A 24,656-nucleotide genomic window follows, 5' to 3' on the forward strand; every position below is an offset into this window, starting at 1 on the left:
GAGCCCCGCGCACGCTTTCTTCTGAAAGGCGTGCGCGATTTGAGGTTCAATCCAGGGCGTGCCTTCCACCGCCACCCCTGCCCTTCTCTCCATCGAACTCACCTCCCCGCAGTCCGTCAACGGACGGCGCGCGGCCTTCCAGTCGCTGTGGCTGCTGGTGCGCATGCAACACGCCCATGCCCACGGCGGCGGCAGCGGCGTCGTGCGGCTGGCCGACCTGCGCGGCGAGGTGTCCGACGCCAGCACGCTGCGCATGGTCGTGAGCCGCGCGTTCCGCGACTTCAAGGCCTGGGGCCTCGAGGTCGGCTGGGGCGAAGACCTGCAGCGCGAGCCGCGCTTTCTCAATGCTGAGCGGCGCAGCCAGGGCCCGTTCTGGCTGCCGGCTGCTGAAGCGAAACGCCTGCGCCTGCTCGTGGACAACCGCCCGGCCACCGCGGCCGAGGTCGCGTCGTTCCTCGGCCTGCGTTCGCGCAAGGCGCAGCCCGTCGGCACGGTGACGCCGCCCGACGCCGTGCACCTGCAGGACGCCGCCTTCTGGAAACAGCTGGTCGCCTCGCAGCAGGCCGCACGGCAGGGCCGCCTCATGTCGCCGGTGGCGGGCGGCAGCGGCAGCGCGCTCGAGTCCATCCGCCTGGCCGGCACGCTGGCCGCGAGCGATTTCCAGCGCGCGCTCGTCACGCTCAACGAAGCGATGCTGTGGCGCCGGCTCGGCGACAACGAGCAGGCACGCCGGCGGTTGCAGGCGCTCAAGAAGCAGCGGCTCGCGCACCACGTGGCGGGCAACGACTACCTCGGCGCGATGGAGTGCATCGTCTCGGCCTGGTGCGCCTACACCGCACGCGACCTGCCGCTGGCGCAGTCGCTGCTGGGCGGCATGGCCGAAGACCCGGCGCGCGCACTGGTGCTGCGCCACCACCCCGACGTGCGCTTCGAGTGGTGCAACCTGTGGGCGCTGGCCTGCCGCTCGCGCGCCCTTGCACTGGCCGCCGACGACCGCCCGGCTGCCGCAGCGCTCGCCGAAGAGTCGCTGCAGCGCTTCGGCGAGGCGCTGGCGGCGGCCTTCGAGTCGCACTCCTTCGACGCCGCGCAGCACGTCGCCGCCAACATGGGCATGGCCGCGTGGCTGTTCGACCGCGTGGGCCTGGGCGACCTGCCGGCGCTCGCGCACGACGGCCACCGCGCCGACACCACGCGCCGCGCGGTGCAATGGATCGCCTTCAGCGAATGGCTGTGCGGCCACACCGACGGCCAGGGCCGCTCGGCCTGGAACGCGATCTACCTGCTGCGCATCGCGCGCGGCCATTGCAAGCCAGAGACGCAGCCCACGCTCGCGCAGTTCCGCGCACAGAAGCCGCTCGACCCGGCCGCGGTCTCCAAGCTCGCGGGCCCACTCGCCGATGCCTTCGACGCCGCCAACTGGCCCGCGCGCTGGGTCGACGTGGCGCAGGCGCGGCTGGTCGACCACCAGGCCGGGCGACGCCGCTACCCCGGGCTTCAGCAGGGCAGCCTGCTGTTCGAGCACGCGTGGTACGCGGCGCATGCGGGCGACCTGAAGGCGGCCGAGCACTCGCTGGGCCTGCTGCGCGAGGTGCTGCCGCAGCTGGTGCCGAGCGACCGCGCCTACTTCACCGAGTCGTGGAATGACGCGCTGCCGGCCGAACTGGTGCTGGAGGCGAAGCCGCCGCGGCGGCCGTCGGCCCCTCGGAAGAAGGCGCGCTGAGCGCCTGCTGCACGCGCTCGCGCAGCACCGGCAACACATCGCGCTCGAACCACGGGTGGTGCTGGAACCATGCGGTGTTGCGTGGCGACGGATGCGGCAGCGGGATGAAGCGCGGCGCATGATCCGCAAAAGCGGCGACGGTCTCGGTCACGCCCTTGTGCGCGGTCTTGCCGAGGAAATGGCGCTGCGCGTACTGGCCGATGAGCAAGGTCAATTCGATGTGCGGCATCTGCGCCAGCAGGCGGTCGTGCCACAGCGGCGCGCACTCCTTGCGCGGCGGCAGGTCGCCGCTGGTGCCGCGGCCCGGGTAGCAGTAGCCCATCGGCACGATCGCGATGCGCGCCGCGTCGTAGAACAGCGCGCGGTCGATGCCGAGCCAGCGGCGCAGCTGGTCGCCGCTCTTGTCGTTCCACGGCACGCCGGTCTGGTGCACCGTGAGGCTGGGCGCCTGGCCGACGATGAGCAGCCGCGCGCTCGCACTGGCCTGCACGATCGGGCGCGGCCCGAGCGGCAAATGCGCCTCGCACGCACGGCAGGCGCGGATCTCGGCGAGCAGCGCATCCACGGTGCTGACAACTAATCTGCGAACGGACGGAAGAAGGCGTTGAGCTCGGTGCCCGGCGTGGCATCGGCAAAGCCGTCGAAGCGGCCCTGCTCGGCCAGCGTGCGCGCGGCGCGGATGAAGCCGCCCCAGGCCGCGCGCGCCATGCCGCCGCCCACGCTCACGCGGCGCACGCCGAGCGCGGCGATGTCCGCCATCGTCAGCTCGCTGGTCGCGCCGACCAGCAGGTTGACCGGCTTGGGCGCAACGGCGGCCACCACGGCGGCGATCTGCTCGCGCGTCTTGATGCCGGGCGCGTAGAGGCAGTCGGCGCCGGCCTCGGCGTACGCACGCAAGCGCGCGATGGTGTCGTCGAGGTCGGGGCGGTTGGCAAAGAAGTTCTCGGCGCGGCCCACGAGCAGCGTGTCGCCGCCCGCCGCGTCGATGGCCCGGCGCGCGGCGCGCAGCCGCTCGACCGCCACGTCGATGGGGAACAGCGGATCGTCGGGGTTGCCCGTCGAATCCTCGATCGACAGGCCCGCCACGCCAGTCTCGACCGCGAGGCGCACGCTCTCGGCCACGCCCTGTGCATCGGTGGCAAAGCCGTTCTCGAAGTCGGCGTTCACCGGCAGGTCGGTGGCGGCCACGAGTTCACGCAGGTGGGCGAGTATCTGGTCGCGCGACAGCGCCCCGTCGGCATGGCCGCGCGACCACGCGAAGCCCGAGCTGGTGGTGGCCAGCGCCTTGTAGCCCAGGCCTTCGAGGTAGCGCGCGCTGCCCGTGTCCCAAGGGTTCGGAATGACGAAGCAGCCCTGTGCGTGGAGGGCACGGAAGGCGGCGCGCTTTTCGGAGACGGTGCGGGTCATGGGGCCTCGGCTTTCTGTGTTCAAGACAGTGAGCCGGTCATTCTGACGCAGCGGGCTCAGCACTCCACCACGTTCACCGCAAGCCCCCCCAGCGAGGTCTCCTTGTACGTGGACTTCATGTCCTCGCCGGTCTGCTTCATGGTGCGGATCACGGCGTCGAGCGAGACGTAGTGGCTGCCGTTGCCGCGCAGCGCCATGCGCGAGGCGTTGATGGCCTTCACGGCCCCCATCGCGTTGCGCTCCACGCACGGGATCTGCACCATGCCGCCGACCGGGTCGCAGGTGAGGCCAAGGTTGTGCTCCATGCCGATCTCGGCGGCGTTCTCGACCTGCGCGGGCGTGGCGCCGAGGACTGCGGCAAGCGCGCCCGCCGCCATCGAGCAGGCCACGCCGACCTCGCCCTGGCAACCGACCTCGGCGCCCGAGATGGAGGCGTTGGTCTTGTAGAGCATGCCGATGGCTGCGGCCGTGAGCAGGAAGTCGACGATGCCTTCGTCGCTCGCCTGCGGCACGAAGCGCTGGTAGTAGTGCATCACGGCGGGCACCACGCCGGCCGCACCGTTGGTGGGCGCGGTGACGACACGGCCGCCAGCCGCGTTCTCCTCGTTCACCGCCATCGCAAAGGCGTTGACCCAGTCCATGGCCGCGAGCGGATCGGCGGCGCCGGCCTGTGCCAGCAGCTCGCGGTGCAACTCGGGCGCGCGGCGGCGCATGCGCAGCGGGCCGGGCAGCGCGTGCGCGGCCAGCGGGTTGTCGATGCCGAAGCCGCGCTGCACGCACTGCTGCATCACGCCCCAGATGCGCAGCAGGCCCGCGCGCACCTCGGCCTCGGGCCGCCACACGCATTCGTTGCGCATCACCAGCGTGGCCACGGAGATGTCGTGCGCGTGGCACTGCGCCATGAGTTCGTCGCCGGTCGTGAAGGGATGCGGCACGGCCGCTGCAGCGGCTGCCGTTTGCGCCACCGCCTGCCCGCCCTCGACGACGAAGCCGCCGCCGACCGAGAAGTAGGTGCCTTCGGCAAGCACGGCGCCATCGGCCGCGAAGGCCGTGAAGCGCATCGCGTTCGGGTGCTCGGGCAGCGACTCTTCGCCGCGAAAGGCGATGTCGCGCACGCGGTCGAAGGCGATGGGCGTGGTGCCCAGCAGGCTCAGCTGGCCGCTGCGGCGCAACGCGTCCAGGCGCGGCTGCACGGTCTCGGGCCGCACGGTGTCGGGGGCGTCGCCGAAGAGCCCGAGGATCACGCCCTGGTCGGTCGCGTGGCCGTGGCCGGTGGCGCCGAGCGAGCCGAAGAGGTCGACGTGCAGCCGTGCGACCTGCGCGAGCAAGCCGCGCCGTTCGAGCGATTGCGCGAACAGCAGCGCGGCGCGCATCGGCCCGACGGTGTGCGAGCTGGACGGGCCGATGCCGATCTTGAAGATGTCAAAGGCGGAGAGCATCAGCGCATCATGCGACCGGAAGCTGCTGTTTGACCAGCGCCACCCAGTAGGCCGCACCCAGCGGGAGGATGTTGTCGTTGAAGTCGTAGTACGGGTTGTGCACGTTCGGGTCGTTCGGGCCCTCGCCCGCGCCGATGCCGATGTAGGCGCCGGGGCGCTTCTGCAGCATGAAGGCGAAGTCTTCCGAGCCCATGGCGGGCGGAATGTCGGTGTGCACCTGTTCGATGTCGACCAGGCTGGCCGCCGCCGCGATGGCTGCGTCGGTCTCGGCCGGCGTGTTGACCACGCCGGGGTAGCCGCGGCGGTACTCCAGCGCCACCTTGGCGCCGTGCGTGGCGGCCACGCCGTCGCAGATCTGTTGCATCGCCGCCTGGGTCTTGTCCTGGATGCCGGCGTCGAGCGTGCGCACGGTGCCGCGCAGCACCACGGTTTCGGGAATGACGTTCCAGGTGTCGCCACCGTGGATCTGCGTGACGCTGACCACGGCCGCATCGGTGGCGCCGGTGCGGCGGCTCACGATGGTCTGCAGCGCGTTGATGAGCTGGGCCGAGATCACCACCGAGTCGATGCCGGTCTCGGGCATGGCGCCGTGGCTGCCCTTGCCGGTGATGACGATCTCGAAGGTGTCGAGAAAGGCCGTCATGGTGCCCTTGCGGATCGCGAAGCGGCCGCGCGGCAGGCTCGGAAAGTTGTGCATGCCGTAGACGGCGTCGGCCGGGAACTGGTCGAACAGGCCCTCTTCCACCATCACGCGGCCGCCGCCTTCGTTTTCTTCGGCGGGCTGGAACACGAAGTGCACCGTGCCTTTGAAGGGCTTGTGGCGCGACAGGTGCTCGGCCGCGCCCAGCAGCATCGCCGTGTGGCCGTCGTGGCCGCAGGCGTGCATCTTGCCGACGCACTTCGAGGCGTGCGCCTGCGTGCCGAGCTCTTGCATGTTGAGCGCGTCGAGGTCGGCGCGCAGCGCGATGCTCGGGCCGTCGCCGTTCTTCAGCGTGCCGACCACGCCGGTGCCGGCCAGGCCGCGGTGCACGGGCAGGCCCATGAGCATCAGCGCATTGGCCACCACGTTGGCGGTGCGGTGTTCCTCGAAGGCAGTCTCGGGGTTGGCGTGGATGTCGCGACGCCAGCTGAGCATGCGGGCGCGGGTGTCTTCGGCAATCTCGGGGTCGCGGTACATGGCGTGAATCTCTCGTGGGTGAAATCAGTGGAAGAACTCGGCGATGAAGGTCGCGCCGAGGAAAGTGCCTGCGGTGGCGGTGAGCGATACCACCACGATGCGCCAGCCGAGGCGGCGGAACACGGGCAGGTCTTTGGCGACCGAGAAGCCGGCCAGCGCCAGCACCGGCGTGGTGAAGGCCAAAAAGTTGAGCTTGGCGGTGAGCGCGATCAGCGCGTCGGAGAACGGGAACAGGCCCGGGATGCCGACCACGGTGGCCACCACCGAGAGCACCAGCACCATCGGCAGGCGCGGCACGAAGCGCTTGATGGCTTCGACGGCGCCGGCAATCGCCACCACGGCGAGCACGCCTTCGAGCGACACCAGCACCGGCACCTTGTAGGTCACGGCATTGCCGATGAGCACGCCACCGCCCACCACCAGCCAGGCCAGCAGCGTGTCGCGCAGCGAGGTCGGCGCGGCATGGGCCACGTCGGCGCTCGAGACGTTCGCGCCCGCATCCACGGCGGCGCCCTGTTGGGCGCCATGCTTGGAGAAGCGGCCCAGCACCGGCTCCAGCTTGCCGTAGAGCCACGAGCACAGCGGCAGCGAGAGGAACAGCGTGAAGTAGAAGCCGGCCACGGTGGTCAGCAGGTTCGACGCAGCGGCAATCGCCGTGAGCTGCGGCAGCATCTCGGGCGGGCTCTGCGCGGCGATGGCGCCCAGCGCCGCCGCCATCAGGCTGCCCGAGCCCACGCCGGCGCCCATGGCCAGCGAGCGCGGGTCGAAGATGTGCAGGCTGGCGATGAAGCCCGCCAGCACCGCGATGAACAGCGCGCCCAGCACGGTGCCGGTGATGTACTCGGCCAGCACGCCGCGGCCTTCGGGCGAGGCCATGCCGTACTTTTCTCCGATGATCACGAGGTTGCCCTCGCGGCCCACCGAGAAGGTGGCGCCCACGGCTTCGCGCTTGATGCCCAGCAGCAGCGCCAGCGGCAGGCCCAGCGCCAGGGTGCCCAGCGCATGACCGAACTCCTGGAACAGCAGCGCCCAGCCGGCCTGCTTCACCTGCGGCAGCGCGGCGCCGACCGTGAGGCCCAGCTTCACCACGAACAGCAGCAGGCCCGCGTTGAGCAGGCCGCCGGCCAGCGACTGCTGCGCCGTGGCCACGCGCACCACGCCCGGCACGCGCCGGTGTGCGATGCCCCAGGCGGCGGCCATGAGCAGCGCCCACAGCATCGGCAGCAGCACCACCTTGCCGGGGCCGACGCTGAACTGCGTCGGGCCGATGAGTTCGGCCACGGCCACGAGGGCTAGGGTGACGACGAGGAGCTTGAGTTTGCCGGCGGCGCTGGAAGGCGCTACGGCTGCAATCGTGGAGGCAGCGGAAGTCATGGGTGGGCGTTTTCGAGGGGTGCCGGCGAGTTTCGGGCGGCTAGCCCCTTGCATCAATGACCGCAAATAAGGATATTCGTTGCATTGAATGCAACACTCGGAGACGACCGCCATGGACGACAAGCTCGACACCCGCCGGGTGCGCTACTTCATGCAGGTACTCGACAGCGGCTCGGTGCGCGGCGCGGCCGACGTGCTCGACATGGACCCGTCGGCGGTGAGCCGCGCCATCGGCATCCTGGAAACAGAGTGCGGCCTGCCGCTGCTGGAGCGCCACGGACGTGGCGTGGTGCCCACCGACGCGGGCCAGTTGCTGGCCGGCTATGTGCGAAGGCAGCAAGGGCAGAAGCAGCACCTGCTGGCGCAGATGGACAGCATCCGCAAGATCGAGAGCGGCCACATCGACATCGTGGCCGGCGAAGGCTATGTCGACTGGCTCATGCGGCACAGCCTGCGCATCTTCATGGCCAGCCACCCGAAGATCACGGTGAACCTCGACGTCGCCAGCACCGACGAGATCGTGCGCCGCGTGATCGAGGAGCGCGCCCACATCGGCATGTTGTTCCAGCCGCCGAAGGACGAGCGGCTCACCTCGCACCAGTCGCACGCGCAGCCGATCCAGGCCATGGTGCTGGGCTCGCACCCGCTCGCGCAGCTCGGGCGCCCGCTGAAGCTGGCCGACCTGCTGCCCTACCCCGGCGCCACGCTGCACCGCAACTTCGGCGTGCGCCAGCACATCGAGGCGGCCGAGATCAGCGAGGGCGTGCGACTGCCCGCGCTGCTGACCACCACCTCGTTCAGCGCGCTGGGCCACTTCGTGTCGGCGGGCTTGGGCTACACGCTGGGCACGCGCATCTCGCTCACGCCCAATGCCGACCATCCGGCGCTGGTCGAACTGCCGATGAAGAACCCGCTGCTGTCGCAGGGGCGTTCGCACATCGTGTCGCGGCACGGCCGTCTGCTGCCGCCGGCCGCGGCGACGCTGCTGCGACAGGTCGTGGCGGACATGAAGCGCTATGCCGATTCGATCGCAGGCACCGGCACCAGCAAGCCCCGCGCGAACACGCGCGGGCGCGGCGCGACGGGTTGAAGGCATGGGGGCTTGCGTTGCGTGCGCGGCCGGTTCGGTGTTCTGATCGGACCCCATGTCCTACCTCGCTTCCCTCTTCATTCATTTGCTGTGCGCCGCCTTCTGGGTCGGCGGCATGGCCGTCATGCACTTCGCGGTGCGCCCCGCCGCCGTCGCCACGCTGGAGCCGCCGCTGCGCCTGCGCATGATGGCCGCGACGCTGCGGCGCTTCTTCATCGGGGTGGACGCGTCCGTCACGCTGCTGTTCGTGACCGGCATCGGTTTGGTCCACGCGACCGGCGGCTTTCGCGCCGTGCACTGGCGCGTCGAAGCCATGATGGGCATTGCCCTCGTGATGGCGGCGATTTATGTCTACATCCGCGCCTCGGTGTTCCGCGCGCTGCGCCGTGCGGTGGACGACAGCGCCTGGCCCGTGGCGGCCGCGCGGCTGAACACCGTGCGCCAGCTGGTGACACTGAACCTCGCGCTGGGCGTGGTGGTGTTCGGGGTGGCGGTGATGGGGCGCGGCGCTTAGGCCGCAGGGCCCTTCAATTCAACGCCATTGCCATCGGGATCTTCGAGGTAGATCGAAGGCCCGTTGCCCTCGGCCCCGAAGTTGTTCTGCACCTCGCCGTGCACCGGCACGCCGTGCCGCGCCATGCGCGCGCGGATCGCCGCTTCGTCGAAGGGCTCGATGCGCAGGCAGAGGTGATCGACGTTGCGGCCCTCACGCCCGGCCAAAGCGCCGCCCTGGCTACCGAGCTTGCCGTCATGCGTGACGAGGTCGATGAGGCTGCTGCCGGCGCGCAGGTGCACGAGGCCGAGGTCGTCGCGGCGCTTCTCGAGCGTGCAGCCGAGCACGTCGCAATAGAAGGCCATGGACCGCGCGGCGTCGCGCACGCGCAGCACGACGTGGTCGATGCGCAGCACCGCGAACGGCGCTGCATCGGCAGCGGAAACCACAGGAGACGGATCAGGCGGGCGCGTCATGCCCGCCAGTGTGTCAGACCACCCCGGCGGCGCGCAACACCTCGAAGCGCGTGGCGTCGACGCCCATCTCGGCCAGCACCTCTTGCGTGTGCTGTCCGAGCGCGGGCGGTGCGCGGCGCAGCACGGGCGGCGTGGCCGTGAGGCGCAGCGGGCTCGCCACGCCGGTGATGCTGGCGATGCCGTCGCCGGCATCGCGCGGCAGCGTGACCGCCAGGCCGCGCGCCTTGACCTGCGCGTCGTCGAAGGCCTGCGCGATGTCGTTGATGGGGCCGCAGGGCACGGCCTTGTCTTCGAGCAGCGCGACCCAGTCGGCGGTGGTGCGGGTGCGCGTGAGCTCTTCCATCATCGGAATCAGCACGCCGCGGTGTTTCACGCGCAGCGTGTTGGTCGCAAAGCGTTCGTCGGCAGCCCACTCGGCGTGGCCGGCAGCTTCGCAGAAACGCGCGAACTGGCCGTTGTTGCCGATGGCCAGCAGCATCGAACCGTCTTGCGTCGGAAAGTCTTGATAAGGCGCGAGGCTCGGGTGCGTGTTGCCCTGGCGGCCCGGCGCCTTGCCGGTGTTGAGAAAAGCGCTCGCCTGGTTGGCAAGGATGGCCATGCCCACGTCGAGCAGCGCCATGTCGATGTGCTGGCCTTCGCCGGTGCGGTCGCGCACCTGCAGCGCCGCGAGGATGGCGGTGCTGGCGTACACGCCCGTGAAGAGGTCGGTGAGCGCCACGCCCACGCGCAGCGGACCACCGCCGGGTTCGCCGTCGGGGCGGCCGGTGATGCTCATCATGCCGGTCATGGCCTGGATCATCAGGTCGTAGCCCGCGCGCTCGGCGTAGGGGCCGTCGTGGCCGAAGCCGGTCACGCTGCAATAGATGAGGCGCGGGTTGGCCGCGCGCAGGCTGTCCTGGTCGAGGCCGTACTGCTTGAGGCCGCCGGTCTTGAAGTTCTCGACCACGATGTCGGCCTGCGCCGCCATCTGCTGCAGCAGCGCCTGCCCTTCGGGCGTGGCCATGTCGATGGTGACCGAGCGCTTGTTGCGGTTGCAGGACGTGAAGTAGCTGGCCTGGTCGGTGTCGTGGCCGTTCGCGTCCTTCACGAACGGCGGGCCCCAGGTGCGCGTGTCGTCACCGACGCCGGGGCGTTCGATCTTGACGACGTCGGCGCCCAGGTCCGCGAGGATCTGCGTGCACCACGGGCCCGCGAGCACGCGGGACAGATCGAGGACCTTGATGCCGTCGAGTGCTGCGGGCTTGGTGGTCATGCGTCCGATCAGTTCGCGAAAGCGGCGATGCCGGTGATGGCGCGGCCCAGGATGAGCGCGTGGATGTCGTGCGTGCCTTCGTAGGTGTTCACGACTTCGAGGTTCACCAGGTGGCGTGCCACGCCGAACTCGTCGCTGATGCCGTTGCCACCCATCATGTCGCGCGCCATGCGAGCGATGTCCAGCGACTTGCCGCAGTTGTTGCGCTTCATGATCGAGGTGATCTCGACCGCGGCGATGCCCTCGTCCTTCATGCGGCCCAGGCGCAGGCTGCCTTGCAGGCCCAGCGTGATCTCGGTCTGCATGTCGGCCAGCTTCTTTTGAATGAGCTGGTTGGCGGCGAGCGGGCGGCCGAACTGCTTGCGGTCCAGCGTGTACTGGCGGGCGCGGTGCCAGCAGTCTTCGGCGGCACCGATGGCGCCCCACGAGATGCCGTAGCGAGCGCTGTTCAGGCAGGTGAACGGGCCCTTGAGGCCTTGCACTTCGGGGAACGCGTTTTCTTCGGGGCAGAACACGCCGTCCATCACGATTTCACCGGTGATGCTGGCGCGCAGGCCGACCTTGCCGTGGATGGCGGGAGCGCTCAGGCCCTTCATGCCCTTCTCGAGCACGAAGCCGCGGATCGGGCCGACCGTCCCGCTTTCGCTGACTTCCTTGGCCCACACCACGAAAACGTCGGCGATGGGCGAGTTGCTGATCCACATCTTCGAGCCGCTGAGCGAGTAGCCGCCCGGCACCTTCTTGGCGCGCGTGGCCATGCTGCCGGGGTCGGAGCCGTGGTCGGGTTCGGTCAGGCCGAAGCAGCCGATAAATTCGCCGGTGGCGAGCTTGGGCAGGTACTTCTGCTTCTGGCCTTCGGTGCCGAATTCGAAGATCGGCACCATCACCAGCGAGCTCTGCACGCTGGCCATCGAGCGGTAGCCCGAATCGACACGCTCGACTTCGCGGGCGATCAGGCCGTAGGCCACGTAGTTGAGGCCAGGGCCGCCGTACTGCTCGGGGATCGTCGGGCCCAGCAGGCCGAGCGCGCCCATTTCGCGAAAGATCGCGGGGTCGGTTTCGCCGCTGCGGAAGCCTTCGATGACGCGGGGCGCCAGGCGCTCCTGGCAGTAGGCGTTGGCCGCGTCGCGGATCATGCGTTCTTCGTCGGTCAGCTGCTGGTCGAGAAGAAAGGGGTCGTCCCAGTGGAATTGCGCTTTGGCGGCCATGTGGATGTCTCCGGAAAAGGAAGAAGAAACAAAAGAAGGGGAAATGCGGTCGATCGTAGCCACGCAGGAGGCCTGGCGCAAACGATGAATCCTCACCCAGATATGCGCCTGACGCACATATGCAGAGATACATCTTGTTGATTTACAGGTGAAACCACACCGCCAGTCATACACTCCCGACATACATGCGCCGCAAGATCCCACCCCTGCAAACCCTCGTGTGCTTCGACGCCGCCGCGCGCCATGAGAGCTACACCCGCGCCGCGCAGGAACTGGCGCTCACGCAGAGCGCGGTGTCGCGCCAGGTCGGGTCGCTCGAGGCCTTCCTGGGCGTGGCGCTGTTCCGCCGCACGCGGCACGGCGTGGCGCTCACGGCCAGCGGCGCCGCCTACGCGCGCCAGATCGCCCGCCGCCTGGAGGCCATGGAGCGGGACACGCTCGACGCCATGGCGCACCAGGGCGAAGGCGGCTCGCTGTCGCTGGCGGCAGTGCCGACCTTCGCCACGCGCTGGCTCGTGCCGCGCCTGCGCGGTTTCGCGGCGCTGCAGCCCGACGTGGTGGTGCACATCGAGACGCGCACCCGCCCCTTCCTATTCGCCGACGCGGAGTTCGACGCCGCGCTGTACGCGGGCACGCCCGCGCAGGTCGAGAACTGGGCCGGCACGCGCGCCGTGTTGTTGATGCATGAAGACGTGGTGCCTGTGTGCAGCCCTTCGCTGCTGCCGAATGGCCAGGCCGTGTCGCCCGATGCCATCGCGCAGATGCCGCTGCTGCAGCAGAGCACGCGCCCCGACGGCTGGCGCCAGTGGTTCGACGCGCAGCAGGTCGACGCGCCCAACGCGCGTGGCGGCCCGCGCTACGAGCTGTTCTCGATCCTCGCTGCGGCGGCCTCACACGGGCTCGGGGTCGCGCTGATGCCGACCATGCTGGTGGCCGACGAGCTGGCGCGCGGCGAACTGGTGGTGGCCTGCCCGCGGGCGCTGTCGGCGGAGCGCAGCTATTACCTGGTGACGCCGGAGCGGGCGGACCAGCGGCCGTTGTTGAAGTTGTTCAGTGATTGGTTGCTGGGGCAGGCTCGGGAGGTCTGACTCGGCCGAAAAATGCATCTCATACTAGACATTTCATTAGTTTTGCCTAATATGAGATACATATATGCCATCCGCCGCACCGCCGACCTTCGAGGGAGCCAGCCGACGCCTTGAAGCGTTCGGCCGGCATATCCATGCCCGGCGGAAGTCCCTCAGGATCAGCGCCACCACGGCCGCCGAGGCGGCGGGCATGTCGCGCATGACGCTGCATCGCATCGAACGCGGAGAGCCCTCCGTCACGATGGGGGCCTACATGAATGCGCTCGCAGCATTGGGGCTCGATGTCGAAGTGACGGCACCGCTCGAAGGCACCGCCAAAGAGATGGCGACGCCGGCACCTTCACTCATGCCGATGAAGACCGTCCGGGTCGGCGACTTTGCGCAGTTGCGTCGCCTGGCCTGGCAATTGCCGGCGGACGCGGAACTCACACCCGAAGAGGCCTGGGGCACTTACGAACGCAACTGGCGCCACGCCGATCCGTCCGCGCTCGAAGACAACGAGCGCCAGTTGCTCGCCGAGTTGGCCCGCCTGCTGGGCCGAAAGCCGCTGGATGTTTGAGCGCGCGCACCTGGACTACCCACCGGCGCGGGCGGACCAGCGGCCCTTGCTCAAGTTCTTCAGCGACTGGCTGCTCGAGCAGGCCCGCCAAGGTTGAGAATGCGCGCCATGCCGCGCGACAGCCGCTCCGAGTACGAATGGCGCATGCACAAGGTGCTGACGCACATCGACGACCACCTGGACGAGGCGCTCGATCTCGCGGCGCTGGCCGACGTGGCGCATTTCTCGGCGTACCACTTCCATCGCCTCTTCGCGGCCTGGGCCGGCGAGACGCTGGGCGACTACATCCGGCGCCGTCGCGTGGAGGTGGCAGCACTGCGGCTCGCGACGCAGCCGCACCTGTCGGTGCTCGAGGCTGCGGTGTCGGTGGGCTTCGGTTCGGGCGAGGCGTTCACCCGCGCGTTCCGCGCGCATTTCGGCAGCGCGCCCAGCGTATGGCGTGCATCGCACGATTGGTCTTTGCCCTGCGACGACCCTTCACGCAATAGCAATCCTGATCAGATCGCCCTGCACGGCTTCACGAAGAATGGATCTCCAACGCGCAATTCCGCGCACGAGGAGCCACCTGTGAATGTCCAGCTGATCACCCGCTCTCCCGTCACCATCGCCTACCTGCACTACACCGGCCCGTTCGGTGCGCCGGTGGGCGATTTCTGGGCCACGAAGGTCGCGCCCTGGATCGGCGCGCACAACCTGTGGTCGCATGCCCGCTACGGCATCAGCCACGACGACCCGAGCATCACCGCACCCGAGCACTCGCGCTACGACGCCTGCGTGGAAGTGCCTGAAGACTTCGTGCCCGACGGTGGTTTCCAGAAAACGGTGCTGCCGGGCGGGCGCTATGCCTCGCTGAGGTTCGAGGGCCTGCCTGCGGAAATCAACGATGCGTGGACGCGCCTGATGCGCGACTGGCTTCCCGCCAGCGGCTTCCAGTTCGACAGCCGGCCCGCGTTCGAGTACTACGGGCCCGACATGGCCTTCGACGAGAAGACCGGCGCGTTCGAATGCGACATCTGCATTCCGATCGCGCCGCTCTGAACGATGCCGTGCGTCAGGCCTTCGCAGCCGGCCGCGCACCCTCTTGCGCAAACGCTTGAATCAACGCCGGGAAGGCCGCCAACTCCGGCAGCTTGCCGAAGCTGTGCTTCGCCGGCGTCGTCGCCCAGGGCAGCTTCTCGTCGGTCCAGGTTTCGGCGAAGGGCACGACCCATTCGTGCCGGTCGAGCATCGTGGGGCGCAGGTTGACGAACTCGTCCATGCCTTCGGTGCGGGTGAACATCCAGCTCTTGCAGTGCGGGCAGAAGAAATGGTGCGAGTCGCCGTGCAGGCCGCCGATGACGGGCTCGCCCGACACCACTTCGAAACCCGGCGTCGGAATCGCCAATGACAACGAGAACGCACTCGCGCTCATGGTCTGGCAGCCGGTGCAATGGCAGGCCATCGCCAGCAGCGGCGGTGCGGTGATGCGCAGGCGCACCTGGCCGCAGCGGCAGCCGCCGGTCCAGGGGAGTTGCCAGTCGTTGGCGGTGTCTTGAGGGGCGTTGCTTTGGGTGCTCATGGGCGCTTTCTGGCTTGATTTTCAGAATGATCGCTCAATACGTGTCCCGCTTCATCGGCCGATTCAAAGCCCATGCGATCCCTTCGCGAAACAACAAGAACACTGCCGTCCAGCGCTTTGAAACCCGCGTCCGAAAACGGCGAGCCTGCACAGAGCCGCAGCGCGACACTGCCCGCATGACCTCCCCCGTCCCCTCCCGCGTCGATGCCCTCGATTGGCCCCGCATCGACGCCGACCTGGCCACGCGCGGCTGCGCTGCCACGGGCGTGCTCTTCACACCGAAGGAATGCGCCGCGCTCGCCGCGATGTACGAGCAGCCGCAGCATTTCCGCAGCCGCGTGGTCATGCAGCGCCATGGCTTCGGCCAGGGCGAGTACCAGTACTTCGCGAACCCGCTGCCGTCCAAACTCGTGGCGTTTCGCAGCGCGCTGTACGAACGCCTCGCGCCGCTGGCCAATGCCTGGGCCGCTGCGATGGGCCAGCCGGCCGACTACCCGCCGGACCACGCAACCTACCTCGCGCGTTGCCATGCGGCGGGCCAGTTGCGCCCCACCCCGCTGCTGCTGCGCTATGACGAAGGCGACTACAACTGCCTGCACCAGGACCTGTACGGTGACCTGCAATTTCCGCTGCAACTCACGGTGCTGTTGAGCCGGCCCGGTGAAGACTTCACGGGTGGCGAGTTCGTGCTGACCGAGCAGCGCCCGCGCATGCAGTCGCGTGCCGAGGTGGTGCCGCTCGCGCAAGGAGAAGCGGTGATCTTCGCGGTGAACCAGCGGCCCGTGGCCGGCACGCGCGGCAGCTACCGCGTGACGATGCGCCATGGCGTGAGCCGCGTGCGCAGTGGGCGACGTCACACGCTGGGCCTGATCTTTCACGACGCGCGCTAACCAAAACGAACGCCCGTTCGCAAGCAAGCCCTCGGGCGCGGCAACGTTGCACCGAGCGTGCAAAGTTGCACATATGTACCAATTACAGGCGAAAATCCCGCGCGCATCTGGGGGGATTGCCAGGATGGCCGGCGCACACGATCGGCCCCGCAACCCCCTCCGGACGTCGGACCACGACCTCGTGAGGAGGAGCCGAGGTCCGTTCCGAGTTGTCGTCAGGGAGCTGTATGTACAAGAAATCGTCCGGGCCTCCGGATGTGGCGGGTCGCCCGTCTTTCGCGCACGCCACCACGCCGTTGCCACCGCCTTCGTCCCCCTCTTCTGCTGAACCTCCTGTGCCCCGGCGACCGCGTCGCTTCCGGGTCGATGTCGGCTCCATCGTCAGTGCCGTGGCGCTTGCGCAGTCGCTGCTGCTGGTGACGCTGGGCTACTGGGGCTCGCAGCGGCTGGTGACGACGATCGGCAGCTCGGCGCACAAGTCGAACCACGACCGCATCGAAGACAAGGTGCTGGCCTTCCTGTCCAAGGCCGAATCGGCGGTCGGCGCGATCGGCAGCTCGCCCAGCCTCACGCCCGCGGGCGAGAACGTCGAGCGCACGGCCGAGCTTTTGTGGACGCTGCTGCAGCAGTCGCCCGAACTCGACAGCGTCTACGTGGCGAACGTCGAGGGCAAGATGCTGATGGCGCTGCGCTACCCGGTGCCGGCCATCCGCCACATTGCGCGCAGCGCCGACTTCACCACCGAGACCTGGCAGTACAAGCTGCCGCTGGGCTCCGAGGCCGATGTGCAGCAGCGCTTTGCCACGCAGCGCGTGGAGGCCTACCGCAGCAACTACAACCCGACGCAGCGCAGCTGGTTCGTGCAGGCGCGCAAGACGCAAGCGCCGGTCTGGACCAGCCCCTATGTGTTCGCCGCCGCGCAGGAGCTGGGCGTGACCTACGCGCTGCCGAGCCAGCGCCGCCAGGCCGAAGGCAGCCCGCAGGCGATGGTGGTGGCGGGCGACGTGTCGCTGGGCCGGCTGTCGGAGTTCGTGCGGCTGTTCAGCCGCAACGGCAACGGCAACAGCGCGCTGCTCAGCGCCGACCACAAGGTGCTCGCACGCAGCGACATGCCGGGCGTGCTGCACACGCTGGAGGCACCCACGGGCGCACTCGGCGCGCTCGATGCGCAGATGGCGGCCGACGGCATCGCCGGCAGCGGCAGCGACAGGGCCTTTGCGTTCAGCCACGAAGGCAAGCGCTACCTGGTGCAGGCCTCGCGCATTCCTGCGACGGGCTGGCAGCTGGTCAGCTGGGTGCCCGAAGACGTGCTGCTGGGTGGCCTGCGGCGCGCGGTGGCGTGGTCGCTGCTGCTGGCGCTGGTGTTCCTCGGGCTGGCGCTGTACATGTCGCTGAAGCTGTCGAAGCTGGTGACGGCGCCGGTCGAGAACCTCTCGCGCATCGCGCACCGCATCGGCCGGCTCGAGCTTGACGACCTGCCGCGCGAGCCGAGCCGCGTGCTTGAAATCCAGCACCTGGACCAGGCGCTCGACGACTCGGCGCGCAGCCTCAAGGCCTTCCGCAAGTTCGTGCCGGTGGACGTGATCAACCAGCTGGTGGCGCAGGGCCACGCGCTCGCGCCCAACGGCTCGCCGCGCCAGGTGACGGTGATGTTCACCGACGTGGAAGGCTTCACGTCGATTTCCGAATCGATCGCGGCCGATGTGCTGGTGCGCCAGCTGACCGAGTACTTCAACCTCGCGGCCGATGTGTTCGCGCGCCACGGCGGCGTGATCGACAAGTTCATCGGCGACGGCATCATGGTGCTGTGGGGTGCGCCGGCCGACCTGGAAGACGCCGAGTACAAGGCCTGCTGCGCCGCGCTGGAACTGCACGCCGAGATGCACGCACTCAACCGGCAGTGGGCCGAACAGGGCCTGCCCGAGTTCCGCACGCACATCGGCATTCACACGGGCGTGGTGGTGGCGGGGGTGCTGGGCTCGAACGACCGGCTGTCGTACACGGCGTTCGGCGACGTGGTGAACGTGGCGAGCCGCATCGAAGGCGCGAACCGCCAGCTGGGCACGCGCATGCTGATTTCAGAAATCACCTACGCGGCCCTGAAGGGGCGGCTGGCCACGCGGCGCATCGAAGAGCTGGTGGAACTGCGCGGCCGGCAGACGCGCATGGTGCTGCACGAACTGCTGACTTGATCTGTCTGACCCGCGCGAGCCTGTCGCGCGGATCGGTCGATCAGCGCGAGGGGCGCGGCGGCGCAGGCGGCGTGGTCACGCGCACCAGCATCAGGTTGGCGGTGGTGCCGTTGCCCTGCGTGAGCACCGAATACTGCGTGTCGTTGATGAACAGCAGCTGCTCGCCACGCGTGATGCGCGCCGCGACGGCGTAGCGCATGCGCGGATCGATGCGTGCCGCATCGACGCTGAGTTCGAACGCGAAGGGCGGTTGTTTGCCGTTGGCGGGAATGCGCTGCTCGGCGAGCACGACCGAGGGCGCGTCCATGCGCGACACGTCGAGCAGTTGCACGCGCACTTCGGCTGCAGGGTCGAGCGCGATGCGCTCGCGGTAGGCCACCGTGCCGGTCACGCGCAGCGGCGCGGCGCCCGGTTTGGGCGTGGCGGGCGTGCCCGAGGAAGCGCAGGCGCTCAGGACGGAGGCTCCGGCAATCGCGGAGAGCATGAGGAGGCTGGTGCGTCTTTTCATCGCCCCATTATGCGGAGGCACGCTCGGCGGCGAAAGCCACATACCAATCCAGGCTGCCGGGGTTTGCCATCGCCTCGCGGTTCACGACCTTCTCGATCGGCTGGCCCAGCAGCAGCTTCTTGATCGGCAGCTCCTGCTTCTTTCCCGACAGCGTGCGCGGGATCTCGGCCACCTGGAAGATGTCGTTGGGCACGAAGCGCGGCGACAGCGAGGTCTTGATGGCGTTGTTGATGCGCGCGCGCATGGCCTCGTCGAGTGCCACGCCGGGGCGCAGCACCACGAACAGCGGCATGTAGCTGTCGCGGCCCAGGTATTCGAGGTCGACCACCATCGAGTCGAGCACCTCGGGCAGGCCTTCGACCGCGCTGTAGATCTCGCTCGTGCCCATGCGCAGGCCCTGGCGGTTGATGGTGGCGTCGCTGCGGCCATAGATGATGCAACCGCCGTCGCTGCCGATCTTGATCCAGTCACCGTGGCGCCACACGCCCGGGTAGGTGTCGAAGTAGCTCGACACGTAGCGTGCGTTGCCTTCGTCGCCCCAGAAGTACAGCGGCATCGAGGGAATGGGCTGCGTGCACACCAGTTCGCCCACCTCGCCGATCACCGGCTGGCCCTGCTCGTTCCAGGCCTCGACCGCGTGGCCGAGTTCGCGGCATTGCATCTGGCCCGGCACTTCGGGCAGCTCGCGGTTGCCACCGACGAAGGCACCGCAGAAGTCGGTGCCGCCCGAGATGTTGCACCACCACACGCCGCTCGAACCCGCATCGAGGATCTGCTGCGAGCCCCAGCGCTGCACCTCGTCGGGCAGCGGCGAGCCGGTGCTGCCGAGTGCGCGCACGCGCGACAGGTCGCCGCAGTCTTTGGCGACGAGACCGGCCTTCATGCAGTTGGTGAAGTAGGCCGCGCCCGCGCCGAAGAAGGTGACGCGGTGCTTGGCGACGAAGCGCCACAGCACGCCCCAGTCGGGCTTCTCCTTGCTGCCCGCCGGGTTGCCGTCATAGATGCAGATGGTGGCGCCGAAGGCCAGGCCCGAGAGCTGCGAGTTCCACATCACCCAGCCCGTGGAGCTGTACCAGTGGTAACGCTCGCCGAGGTTGTTGGCGCCGTAGCTCGCGCCCACGTCGTTGTGCAGGCCGCAGGCGTGCATGGTCAGCAGGATGCCGCCCTGTCCGTGCACGATGGGCTTGGGCAGGCCCGTGGTGCCGCTCGAATAGACGATCCAGATCGGGTGATCGAAGGGCAGCCACTCGGGCTCGAAGGCCGCGACCTCGGCGTCGTCGCGCGCAATGGCCTGCTGCCATTCGACGTCGTGCGCCACCGCGTTCGCAGCAAAGGGCGTCTGCACGAGCAGCAGCTTCTGCACGCTCGGCAGCTGGCCGCGCAGCTCCCGCAGCACGGTGCTGCGATCGAGCGGCTTGCCACCGTAGTGCACGCCGTCGACCGCAATCAGCAGCGTGGGTTCGATCTGGCGGAAGCGGTCGGCGACAGCGGCCGTGCCCATGTCGGGCGCGCACACGCTCCACACCGCGCCGATGCTGGAGCACGCAAGAAACGCCACCATGGTCTCGGGCACGTTCGGCATGTAGGCGGCCACGCGGTCGCCGCGGCGCACGCCGAGCGACTTCAGCGTGAGCGCCACCGCGGCCACCTGCCGGCGCAGCTCGGGCCACGACAGCTCGCGCACCTCGCCGCGTTCGTTGTCGCTGACGATGGCGGGCAGGCCGGCCGCATGGGCCGCGTCGGCGTGGCGCAGCACCTCGCGCGCGTAGTTGACCTGCGCGCCGGGGAACCAGCGCGCGCCGGGCATGCGCCGTTCGGCGAGCACCGCGGTGTGCGGCGTGGGCGAGTGCAGGCCGGCGTAGTCCCAGATGCTCTGCCAGAAGGCATCGAGGTCGGTAACGGACCAGCGCCACAGCGCGTCGTAGCTGTCGAAGGCCAGGCCGCGCGTGTCGCGCAGCCAGTTCTGATAGAGGCGAATCTGGGGGATGTTGGGAGCGGGCATGCCACGAGCGTAGCGCCGCGAACGGCCGTGCTCAATGAGGGTTGACCTCAGGGTTTGTACGTGTGTTCAACATTTTTGTACAGCCGTTCAATACGCCCCATGAACGCTCGCACACCGACGGCCCGCAAACGCAGCACCTCACGCGCCTCAGCCGCCTCAAGCGCCGCGCCCGAGGCTGCGCGACCCGACCGCCGACAGGCGATCCTGCTGGCGGCCGAGAAGCTCTTTGCGCAGCACGGCTACCACGCGGTGACGATCCGCCAGATCGCCGAAGAAGCCGGCGTGCCGCTCGCGCTGGTGGGCTACTACTTCGGCCCGAAGCACGAGCTGTTCCACGCGATCTTCGAACACTGGAGCCACAGCATCGACGAGCGGCTCGCGCGCCTTGCGGCCGTGACCATCGACCCCGACGACGCGCGCACGCTGCCGCGCATCATCGAGGCCTTCACCGCGCCCGTGCTGGCGCTGCGCGCGAGCACCGAGGGCGAGTACTACGCACTGCTGGTGGCGCGCGAGCTGTACCACGCGACGGAAGAAGCCGACCGCGTGCTGCGCGGCTACTTCGATCCGCTGGCAGAGGCCTACATCGACGCGTTGCATGTCGCGCTGCCGCACGCCACGCGCAGCCAGGTCGCATGGGGCTACCAGTTCGCGCTGGGCGCGCTGCTGCACCACCTGACCGACAGCCGCATCGAACGGCTCTCGCGCGGCGAGAACACACGCGCCGACCCGGCCGTGGCGCCGATGCTCGTGAACTTCATCGCCGGTGGCCTGCGCGCCGCGCTGCCGAAACCGAAGGCGACGTCGAAGGCCCCCGCCGCCAAGTCCTCACGCACGAAAAAGACCATCCCCAGGAGACCCCAGCCATGATGAAAAGACGCACCCTGCTGTCGGCGCTCGCGGCCGCATCGGCCACCGCCTCGTTGCCTTCGCGCGCACAGCAGGCGCACCCGAAGATCGTGTTCGGCTACACGGCGGTGACCGACTTCGCCTCGGTCTTCGTGGCGGCCGAGGAGGGCTACTTCAAGAAGCGCAACCTCGACGTGGAGCTGAAGTTCATTCCGCTGAACTCCACCATCCCGGCCGCGCTGCAGTCCGACTCGCTGCAGATCGGCGGGCCCACGCCTTCGGTGTTCCTGCAGGCGGTGGACGGCGGTCTCGACCTGGTGCTGGTGGCCGGTGGCGGCCTCACCTCGAAGACGATCACGGGCTTCGGTCTCGTGGCACGCGCGGGCTCGGGCATCAAGAGCGCGCAGGACTGCGTGGGCAAGAAGATCGGCGTGCCGGGGCTCGGCGCCTTCCTGCACGTGACCTTCCGCGCGTGGCTGAAGGACAGCGGTGTCGACTACCGCAAGGTGAACTTCATCGAGGCCGCCTTCCCGCAGCATGCCGACCTGCTGCGCGGCGGTTCGGTCGATGCGGTGGTGTCGGCCGACCCGTTCATGAGCCGCATCACCGAGAGCGGCGCGGGCTACGTGGCCTCGTACTACTCGACCTTCCTGCCCGAGAACAACCAGACCATCGTGCATGCGGCCAAGCGCGAGTGGGTGGCGAAGAACCCCGCCACGGCGCGCGCGTTCCGCGAGGCGCTGGTCGAATCCAGCGGCTTCATGCAGCAGGCGAAGAACGACGCCAAGGTGCGCACGGCCATCGGCAAGTACATCAAGCTGCCGGCCGAGGTGCTCGCCAAGGTGCAGGTCTCACCACCCGGCCCGGTCGTCACCGACAAGCAGCTGGGCTACTGGACCGGGCTCATGAAAGAGCAGGACATGCTCAAGACGAACATCGACGTTGCGAAGCTGATCGCCAAGTGATTTCCGCACCTGCCCCGATCACCACGCGCGCCGCGCTTTCCGCGAGCGTCGCAGGCTCGCCAACAAGTTCGGCGATGCAAGCCACGCCCTTCCTTCGCTTCGATGGCGTCACCATCCGCTTGGGCGGGCGCGAGATCCTGTCGCCCACGTCGTTCGACGTGGCGCGCGGGGAGTTCGTCTGCATCGTCGGCCCGAGCGGCTGCGGCAAGACCACGCTGCTGCGTGCGGCCAGCGGCCTCGTCACCGCGAGTGCCGGCGAGGTGCGGCGCAAGGGCGTGCCGATGACGGCGCCTTCGCGCGAAGTCGCCTTCGTGTTCCAGGACTACGGCCGCGCGCTGCTGCCGTGGCGCACGGTCGAAGGCAACGTGAGCCTCGCACTCGAAGCGGCCGGCGTGCCCGCGTCCGAGCGCGCATCGCGCATCGCCGACGTGCTCGGCAAGGTCGGGCTCGCGAAGCACGCGCACAAGTTTCCGGTGCAGCTGTCGGGCGGCATGCAGCAGCGCGCGCAGATTGCGCGCTGCCTCGCGCAGAAGCCAGAGCTGATGATGATGGACGAGCCCTTCGGCGCGCTCGATGCACTCACACGCCAGAGCCTGCAGGACGAGCTCGCGCGGCTGGTGCGCGACGACGGGCTCACGGTGCTGTTCGTCACGCACGACCTCGAAGAAGCCATCTACCTCGGCGACCGCGTGATCGCGCTGCAGGCCAACCCCGGACCGGGACGCCCGAGCCTCGCGCGGATGATCGACGTGAAGATCCCGCGCCCGCGCGACCAGCTCACGACCAAGGAGCATCCGGACTACCTGCAGTTGCGGCGTGAGCTGTTCGCTTTCATCGAGCAAGGCCATGACTGAGGGTCGCCTCTTCCGCTGGCTGCGGCCGTGGGTGTTTCCTGCGGTGCTGGTCGGCGCCTTCGAGTGGTACGCGCGGCGCGCGGCGGCGTTGGGCAGCGATGCACTCGCGCCACCGACCGCGGCGGCCAAGGCTTTCGTCGGTGCGGCGATAGACGGCTCGCTCTGGCAGGCCACGGGCTTCACGCTCGGCACGGCGGCACTCGGCCTGCTGCTCGGTGCGGTGCTCGGCATTGCACTCGGGCTGATGCTCGGGCTCTCGCGCCGTGCAGCGCAGCTGGGCTCCGTCTCCATCGAGGTGCTGCGCCCCGTGCCTTCCGTCGCGCTGATCCCGCTCGCGATGCTGGGCTTCGGTTTCGGCGTGCGCATGGAAGTGGCCATCGTCGCCTTCGCCACCTTCTGGCCGCTGCTGGTGCTGGTGCAGTCGGCGGTGCAGCAGATCGAGCCCCGGCTGCTCGAGGTGAGCCGCGTGCTCGGCCTGTCGGCGCGCGAACGCGCCTTCAAGATCGTGCTGCCGGCCATCGTGCCGCGCCTGTTCGTCGCATTGCGCCTCGGCGTGGCGGTGGCGCTGGTGGTGGCGGTGACGGTCGAAATCGCCGCGAATCCGCACGGCATGGGTTACGCGATGATGATCGCGCAGCAGAGCTTCGACCCCGCGCTGATGCTCGCGTGGCTCGGCTGGATCGGCGTGGTGGGCTTCGCGGTCAACGCGGGCATGGTGCGGCTGCAATCCTTCGTCGCGCGCCGCATGGGGGTGCAGCCATGAACAACAACCGCAACGACCGACTGGGTCTGGGGTGGCTGGGCTCCGCGGGCGTGCTGCTCGCGCTGATCGCGCTGTGGTGGGTGGCCAGCAACGCGGGCTGGGTCAGCCGCGTGTTTTTGCCGACGCCGCAGGCTACGTTCGCGAGCCTGCTCGAGGGGCTCAATCTCTCTGCGGGCAACGATGGCAACGGCGAGCTGCTCGCTTTCACGCAGGCCACGGTGGGCCGCATGGTCGAAGGCTGGCTGCTCGCCTCGCTGTTCGGCGTGCTGCTGGGTGCGGCCATCGGCGTGTCGCCCGCGGTGCGCGCGTGGGTGCAGCCGACGCTGGAGTTCATCCGCCCGCTGCCGGCCTCGGCGCTGCTGCCGCTGGCGATTTCGATCTTCGGGCTGAACCCCGGCATGGTGCTGTTCGTGGTCGCCTTCGGCGCGATGTGGCCGGTGCTGCTGGCCACGGTGCACGGCTTCGCGGCGGTGGAGCCGCGCCTGTCGGAGGTGGCGCGCTGCCTGCAGATGTCGCGCGCCGCGTACATCTGGAAGATGGGCCTGCCCAACGCCATGCCCGACATCCTGGCCGGCATGCGGCTGGCGCTGACCATCGCGCTGATCGTCGCGGTGGTGGGCGAAATGATCGCCTCGCAAAGCGGCCTGGGCCAGGCGATTCTGCTGGCGGCGCGCGCCTTCCGCGCCAGCGATTTGTTCGCCGGCATCGTGCTGCTCGGGCTCATCGGCTTCGTGAGCAACGCGCTGCTGGCCTTTGCCGAAAAGCGCCTGCTGCGCTGGCAGCAGCCCTGAT

Annotated in this window: 24 protein-coding genes; 13 read left to right on the top strand and 11 right to left on the bottom strand. The window is 69.1% G+C overall.

Translation table 11 applies throughout. The annotated features are described in order from the left end of the window. The first annotated feature begins 58 nt into the window (after nucleotides 1-58). Nucleotides 59-1,720 (top strand): hypothetical protein, encoded by a 1,662-nt coding sequence (locus tag CY658_RS12775; protein WP_101490574.1) that lies wholly within the window; start codon nucleotides 59-61, stop codon nucleotides 1,718-1,720. Here CY658_RS12775 and CY658_RS12780 read toward each other — a convergent pair. From CY658_RS12780 to CY658_RS12800, 5 genes are read right to left on the bottom strand one after another with little or no spacing between them, the layout of a single operon-like run. Continuing rightward, complete coding sequence (locus tag CY658_RS12780; RefSeq protein WP_101490575.1) at nucleotides 1,626-2,285, bottom strand: uracil-DNA glycosylase family protein; 660 nt, start codon at nucleotides 2,283-2,285, stop codon at nucleotides 1,626-1,628. The genes CY658_RS12775 and CY658_RS12780 overlap by 95 nt on opposite strands. Nucleotides 2,286-2,296: 11 nt before the next feature. Continuing rightward, nucleotides 2,297-3,127 (bottom strand): isocitrate lyase/PEP mutase family protein, encoded by an 831-nt coding sequence (locus CY658_RS12785; RefSeq protein WP_101490576.1) that lies wholly within the window; start codon nucleotides 3,125-3,127, stop codon nucleotides 2,297-2,299. Nucleotides 3,128-3,183: 56 nt separating this feature from the next. Beyond that, nucleotides 3,184-4,569, bottom strand: a complete 1,386-nt coding sequence (locus tag CY658_RS12790) for an L-serine ammonia-lyase (RefSeq protein WP_180838967.1) — start codon at nucleotides 4,567-4,569, stop codon at nucleotides 3,184-3,186. A gap of 4 nt (nucleotides 4,570-4,573) precedes the next feature. Further along, nucleotides 4,574-5,743: a M20 aminoacylase family protein gene (locus CY658_RS12795; protein ID WP_101490578.1), complete on the bottom strand. Its 1,170-nt coding sequence runs from the start codon at nucleotides 5,741-5,743 to the stop codon at nucleotides 4,574-4,576. Between the two features lie 24 nt (nucleotides 5,744-5,767). Then, a complete protein-coding gene (locus tag CY658_RS12800) occupies nucleotides 5,768-7,117 on the bottom strand; it encodes a DUF3100 domain-containing protein (RefSeq protein WP_101490579.1) in 1,350 nt (449 codons plus the stop codon). A gap of 112 nt (nucleotides 7,118-7,229) precedes the next feature. Here CY658_RS12800 and CY658_RS12805 point away from each other — a divergent pair, with 112 nt between their 5' ends. Both CY658_RS12805 and CY658_RS12810 read left to right on the top strand, forming a co-directional pair. Continuing rightward, the gene (locus CY658_RS12805) at nucleotides 7,230-8,207 is read left to right on the top strand and encodes a LysR family transcriptional regulator (protein ID WP_101490580.1); all 978 of its coding nucleotides are present in this window, start codon (nucleotides 7,230-7,232) and stop codon (nucleotides 8,205-8,207) included. A gap of 55 nt (nucleotides 8,208-8,262) precedes the next feature. Then, nucleotides 8,263-8,721 (top strand): CopD family protein, encoded by a 459-nt coding sequence (locus CY658_RS12810; protein ID WP_101490581.1) that lies wholly within the window; start codon nucleotides 8,263-8,265, stop codon nucleotides 8,719-8,721. Here the strand turns inward: CY658_RS12810 and CY658_RS12815 are convergent. The 3 genes from CY658_RS12815 to CY658_RS12825 are packed head-to-tail and all read right to left on the bottom strand — an operon-like array spanning nucleotide 8,718 to nucleotide 11,636. After that, a complete protein-coding gene (locus CY658_RS12815) occupies nucleotides 8,718-9,176 on the bottom strand; it encodes a VOC family protein (RefSeq protein ID WP_101490582.1) in 459 nt (152 codons plus the stop codon). The two genes, CY658_RS12810 and CY658_RS12815, sit on opposite strands and share 4 nt — an antisense overlap. Before the next feature lie 13 nt (nucleotides 9,177-9,189). Beyond that, on the bottom strand, nucleotides 9,190-10,428 hold the full coding sequence (locus CY658_RS12820) for a CaiB/BaiF CoA transferase family protein (RefSeq protein ID WP_101490583.1): 1,239 nt from the start codon (nucleotides 10,426-10,428) through the stop codon (nucleotides 9,190-9,192). Nucleotides 10,429-10,436: 8 nt separating this feature from the next. Then, nucleotides 10,437-11,636 carry an acyl-CoA dehydrogenase gene (locus tag CY658_RS12825; protein WP_101490584.1) on the bottom strand — a complete coding sequence of 400 codons (1,200 nt, stop codon included), beginning with the start codon at nucleotides 11,634-11,636 and terminating at the stop codon, nucleotides 10,437-10,439. Nucleotides 11,637-11,821: 185 nt separating this feature from the next. Here CY658_RS12825 and CY658_RS12830 point away from each other — a divergent pair, with 185 nt between their 5' ends. From CY658_RS12830 to CY658_RS12840, 3 genes are all read left to right on the top strand, one after another. Continuing rightward, nucleotides 11,822-12,724 (top strand): LysR substrate-binding domain-containing protein, encoded by a 903-nt coding sequence (locus tag CY658_RS12830; protein ID WP_101490585.1) that lies wholly within the window; start codon nucleotides 11,822-11,824, stop codon nucleotides 12,722-12,724. Nucleotides 12,725-12,788: 64 nt separating this feature from the next. Then, nucleotides 12,789-13,283 (top strand): helix-turn-helix domain-containing protein, encoded by a 495-nt coding sequence (locus tag CY658_RS12835; RefSeq protein WP_101490586.1) that lies wholly within the window; start codon nucleotides 12,789-12,791, stop codon nucleotides 13,281-13,283. A 108-nt stretch (nucleotides 13,284-13,391) separates the two neighbouring features. Beyond that, nucleotides 13,392-14,321, top strand: a complete 930-nt coding sequence (locus CY658_RS12840) for an AraC family transcriptional regulator (RefSeq protein ID WP_101491272.1) — start codon at nucleotides 13,392-13,394, stop codon at nucleotides 14,319-14,321. A 13-nt stretch (nucleotides 14,322-14,334) separates the two neighbouring features. Here CY658_RS12840 and CY658_RS12845 read toward each other — a convergent pair whose 3' ends face one another. After that, a complete protein-coding gene (locus CY658_RS12845) occupies nucleotides 14,335-14,841 on the bottom strand; it encodes a GFA family protein (RefSeq protein WP_101490587.1) in 507 nt (168 codons plus the stop codon). A 176-nt stretch (nucleotides 14,842-15,017) separates the two neighbouring features. Between CY658_RS12845 and CY658_RS12850 the strand changes: the two genes are divergently transcribed. Together CY658_RS12850 and CY658_RS12855 are read left to right on the top strand one after the other, a co-directional pair. Continuing rightward, a complete protein-coding gene (locus CY658_RS12850) occupies nucleotides 15,018-15,731 on the top strand; it encodes a 2OG-Fe(II) oxygenase (protein ID WP_101490588.1) in 714 nt (237 codons plus the stop codon). 227 nt (nucleotides 15,732-15,958) lie between these two features. After that, a complete protein-coding gene (locus CY658_RS12855) occupies nucleotides 15,959-17,923 on the top strand; it encodes an adenylate/guanylate cyclase domain-containing protein (RefSeq protein ID WP_101490589.1) in 1,965 nt (654 codons plus the stop codon). 40 nt (nucleotides 17,924-17,963) lie between these two features. On the opposite strand, the gene CY658_RS12860 is transcribed toward CY658_RS12855, so the two are convergent. Together CY658_RS12860 and CY658_RS12865 are read right to left on the bottom strand one after the other, a co-directional pair. Then, nucleotides 17,964-18,407, bottom strand: a complete 444-nt coding sequence (locus tag CY658_RS12860; RefSeq protein ID WP_101490590.1) for a YbaY family lipoprotein — start codon at nucleotides 18,405-18,407, stop codon at nucleotides 17,964-17,966. Between the two features lie 31 nt (nucleotides 18,408-18,438). After that, nucleotides 18,439-20,433 carry an acetoacetate--CoA ligase gene (locus tag CY658_RS12865; RefSeq protein WP_101490591.1) on the bottom strand — a complete coding sequence of 665 codons (1,995 nt, stop codon included), beginning with the start codon at nucleotides 20,431-20,433 and terminating at the stop codon, nucleotides 18,439-18,441. A gap of 99 nt (nucleotides 20,434-20,532) precedes the next feature. On the opposite strand from CY658_RS12865, the gene CY658_RS12870 reads away from it, so the two are divergent. The 5 genes from CY658_RS12870 to CY658_RS12890 are packed head-to-tail and all read left to right on the top strand — an operon-like array spanning nucleotide 20,533 to nucleotide 24,655. Continuing rightward, a complete protein-coding gene (locus CY658_RS12870) occupies nucleotides 20,533-21,303 on the top strand; it encodes a TetR/AcrR family transcriptional regulator (protein ID WP_101490592.1) in 771 nt (256 codons plus the stop codon). After that, a complete protein-coding gene (locus CY658_RS12875; RefSeq protein WP_101490593.1) occupies nucleotides 21,300-22,247 on the top strand; it encodes an ABC transporter substrate-binding protein in 948 nt (315 codons plus the stop codon). The genes CY658_RS12870 and CY658_RS12875 overlap by 4 nt, the downstream gene beginning before the upstream one ends. Then, nucleotides 22,244-23,101, top strand: coding sequence for an ABC transporter ATP-binding protein (locus CY658_RS12880; RefSeq protein ID WP_101490594.1), 858 nt, complete (start codon nucleotides 22,244-22,246; stop codon nucleotides 23,099-23,101). Before CY658_RS12875 ends, CY658_RS12880 begins: the two co-directional genes overlap by 4 nt. Next, complete coding sequence (locus CY658_RS12885; RefSeq protein WP_101490595.1) at nucleotides 23,094-23,864, top strand: ABC transporter permease; 771 nt, start codon at nucleotides 23,094-23,096, stop codon at nucleotides 23,862-23,864. Before CY658_RS12880 ends, CY658_RS12885 begins: the two co-directional genes overlap by 8 nt. Beyond that, complete coding sequence (locus CY658_RS12890; protein WP_101490596.1) at nucleotides 23,861-24,655, top strand: ABC transporter permease; 795 nt, start codon at nucleotides 23,861-23,863, stop codon at nucleotides 24,653-24,655. Before CY658_RS12885 ends, CY658_RS12890 begins: the two co-directional genes overlap by 4 nt. The last annotated feature ends 1 nt before the right edge of the window (nucleotide 24,656 follow it).

It is taken from the genome of Variovorax sp. RO1 (assembly GCF_002849325.1).
Classification (GTDB): Bacteria; Pseudomonadota; Gammaproteobacteria; order Burkholderiales; family Burkholderiaceae_C; genus Variovorax.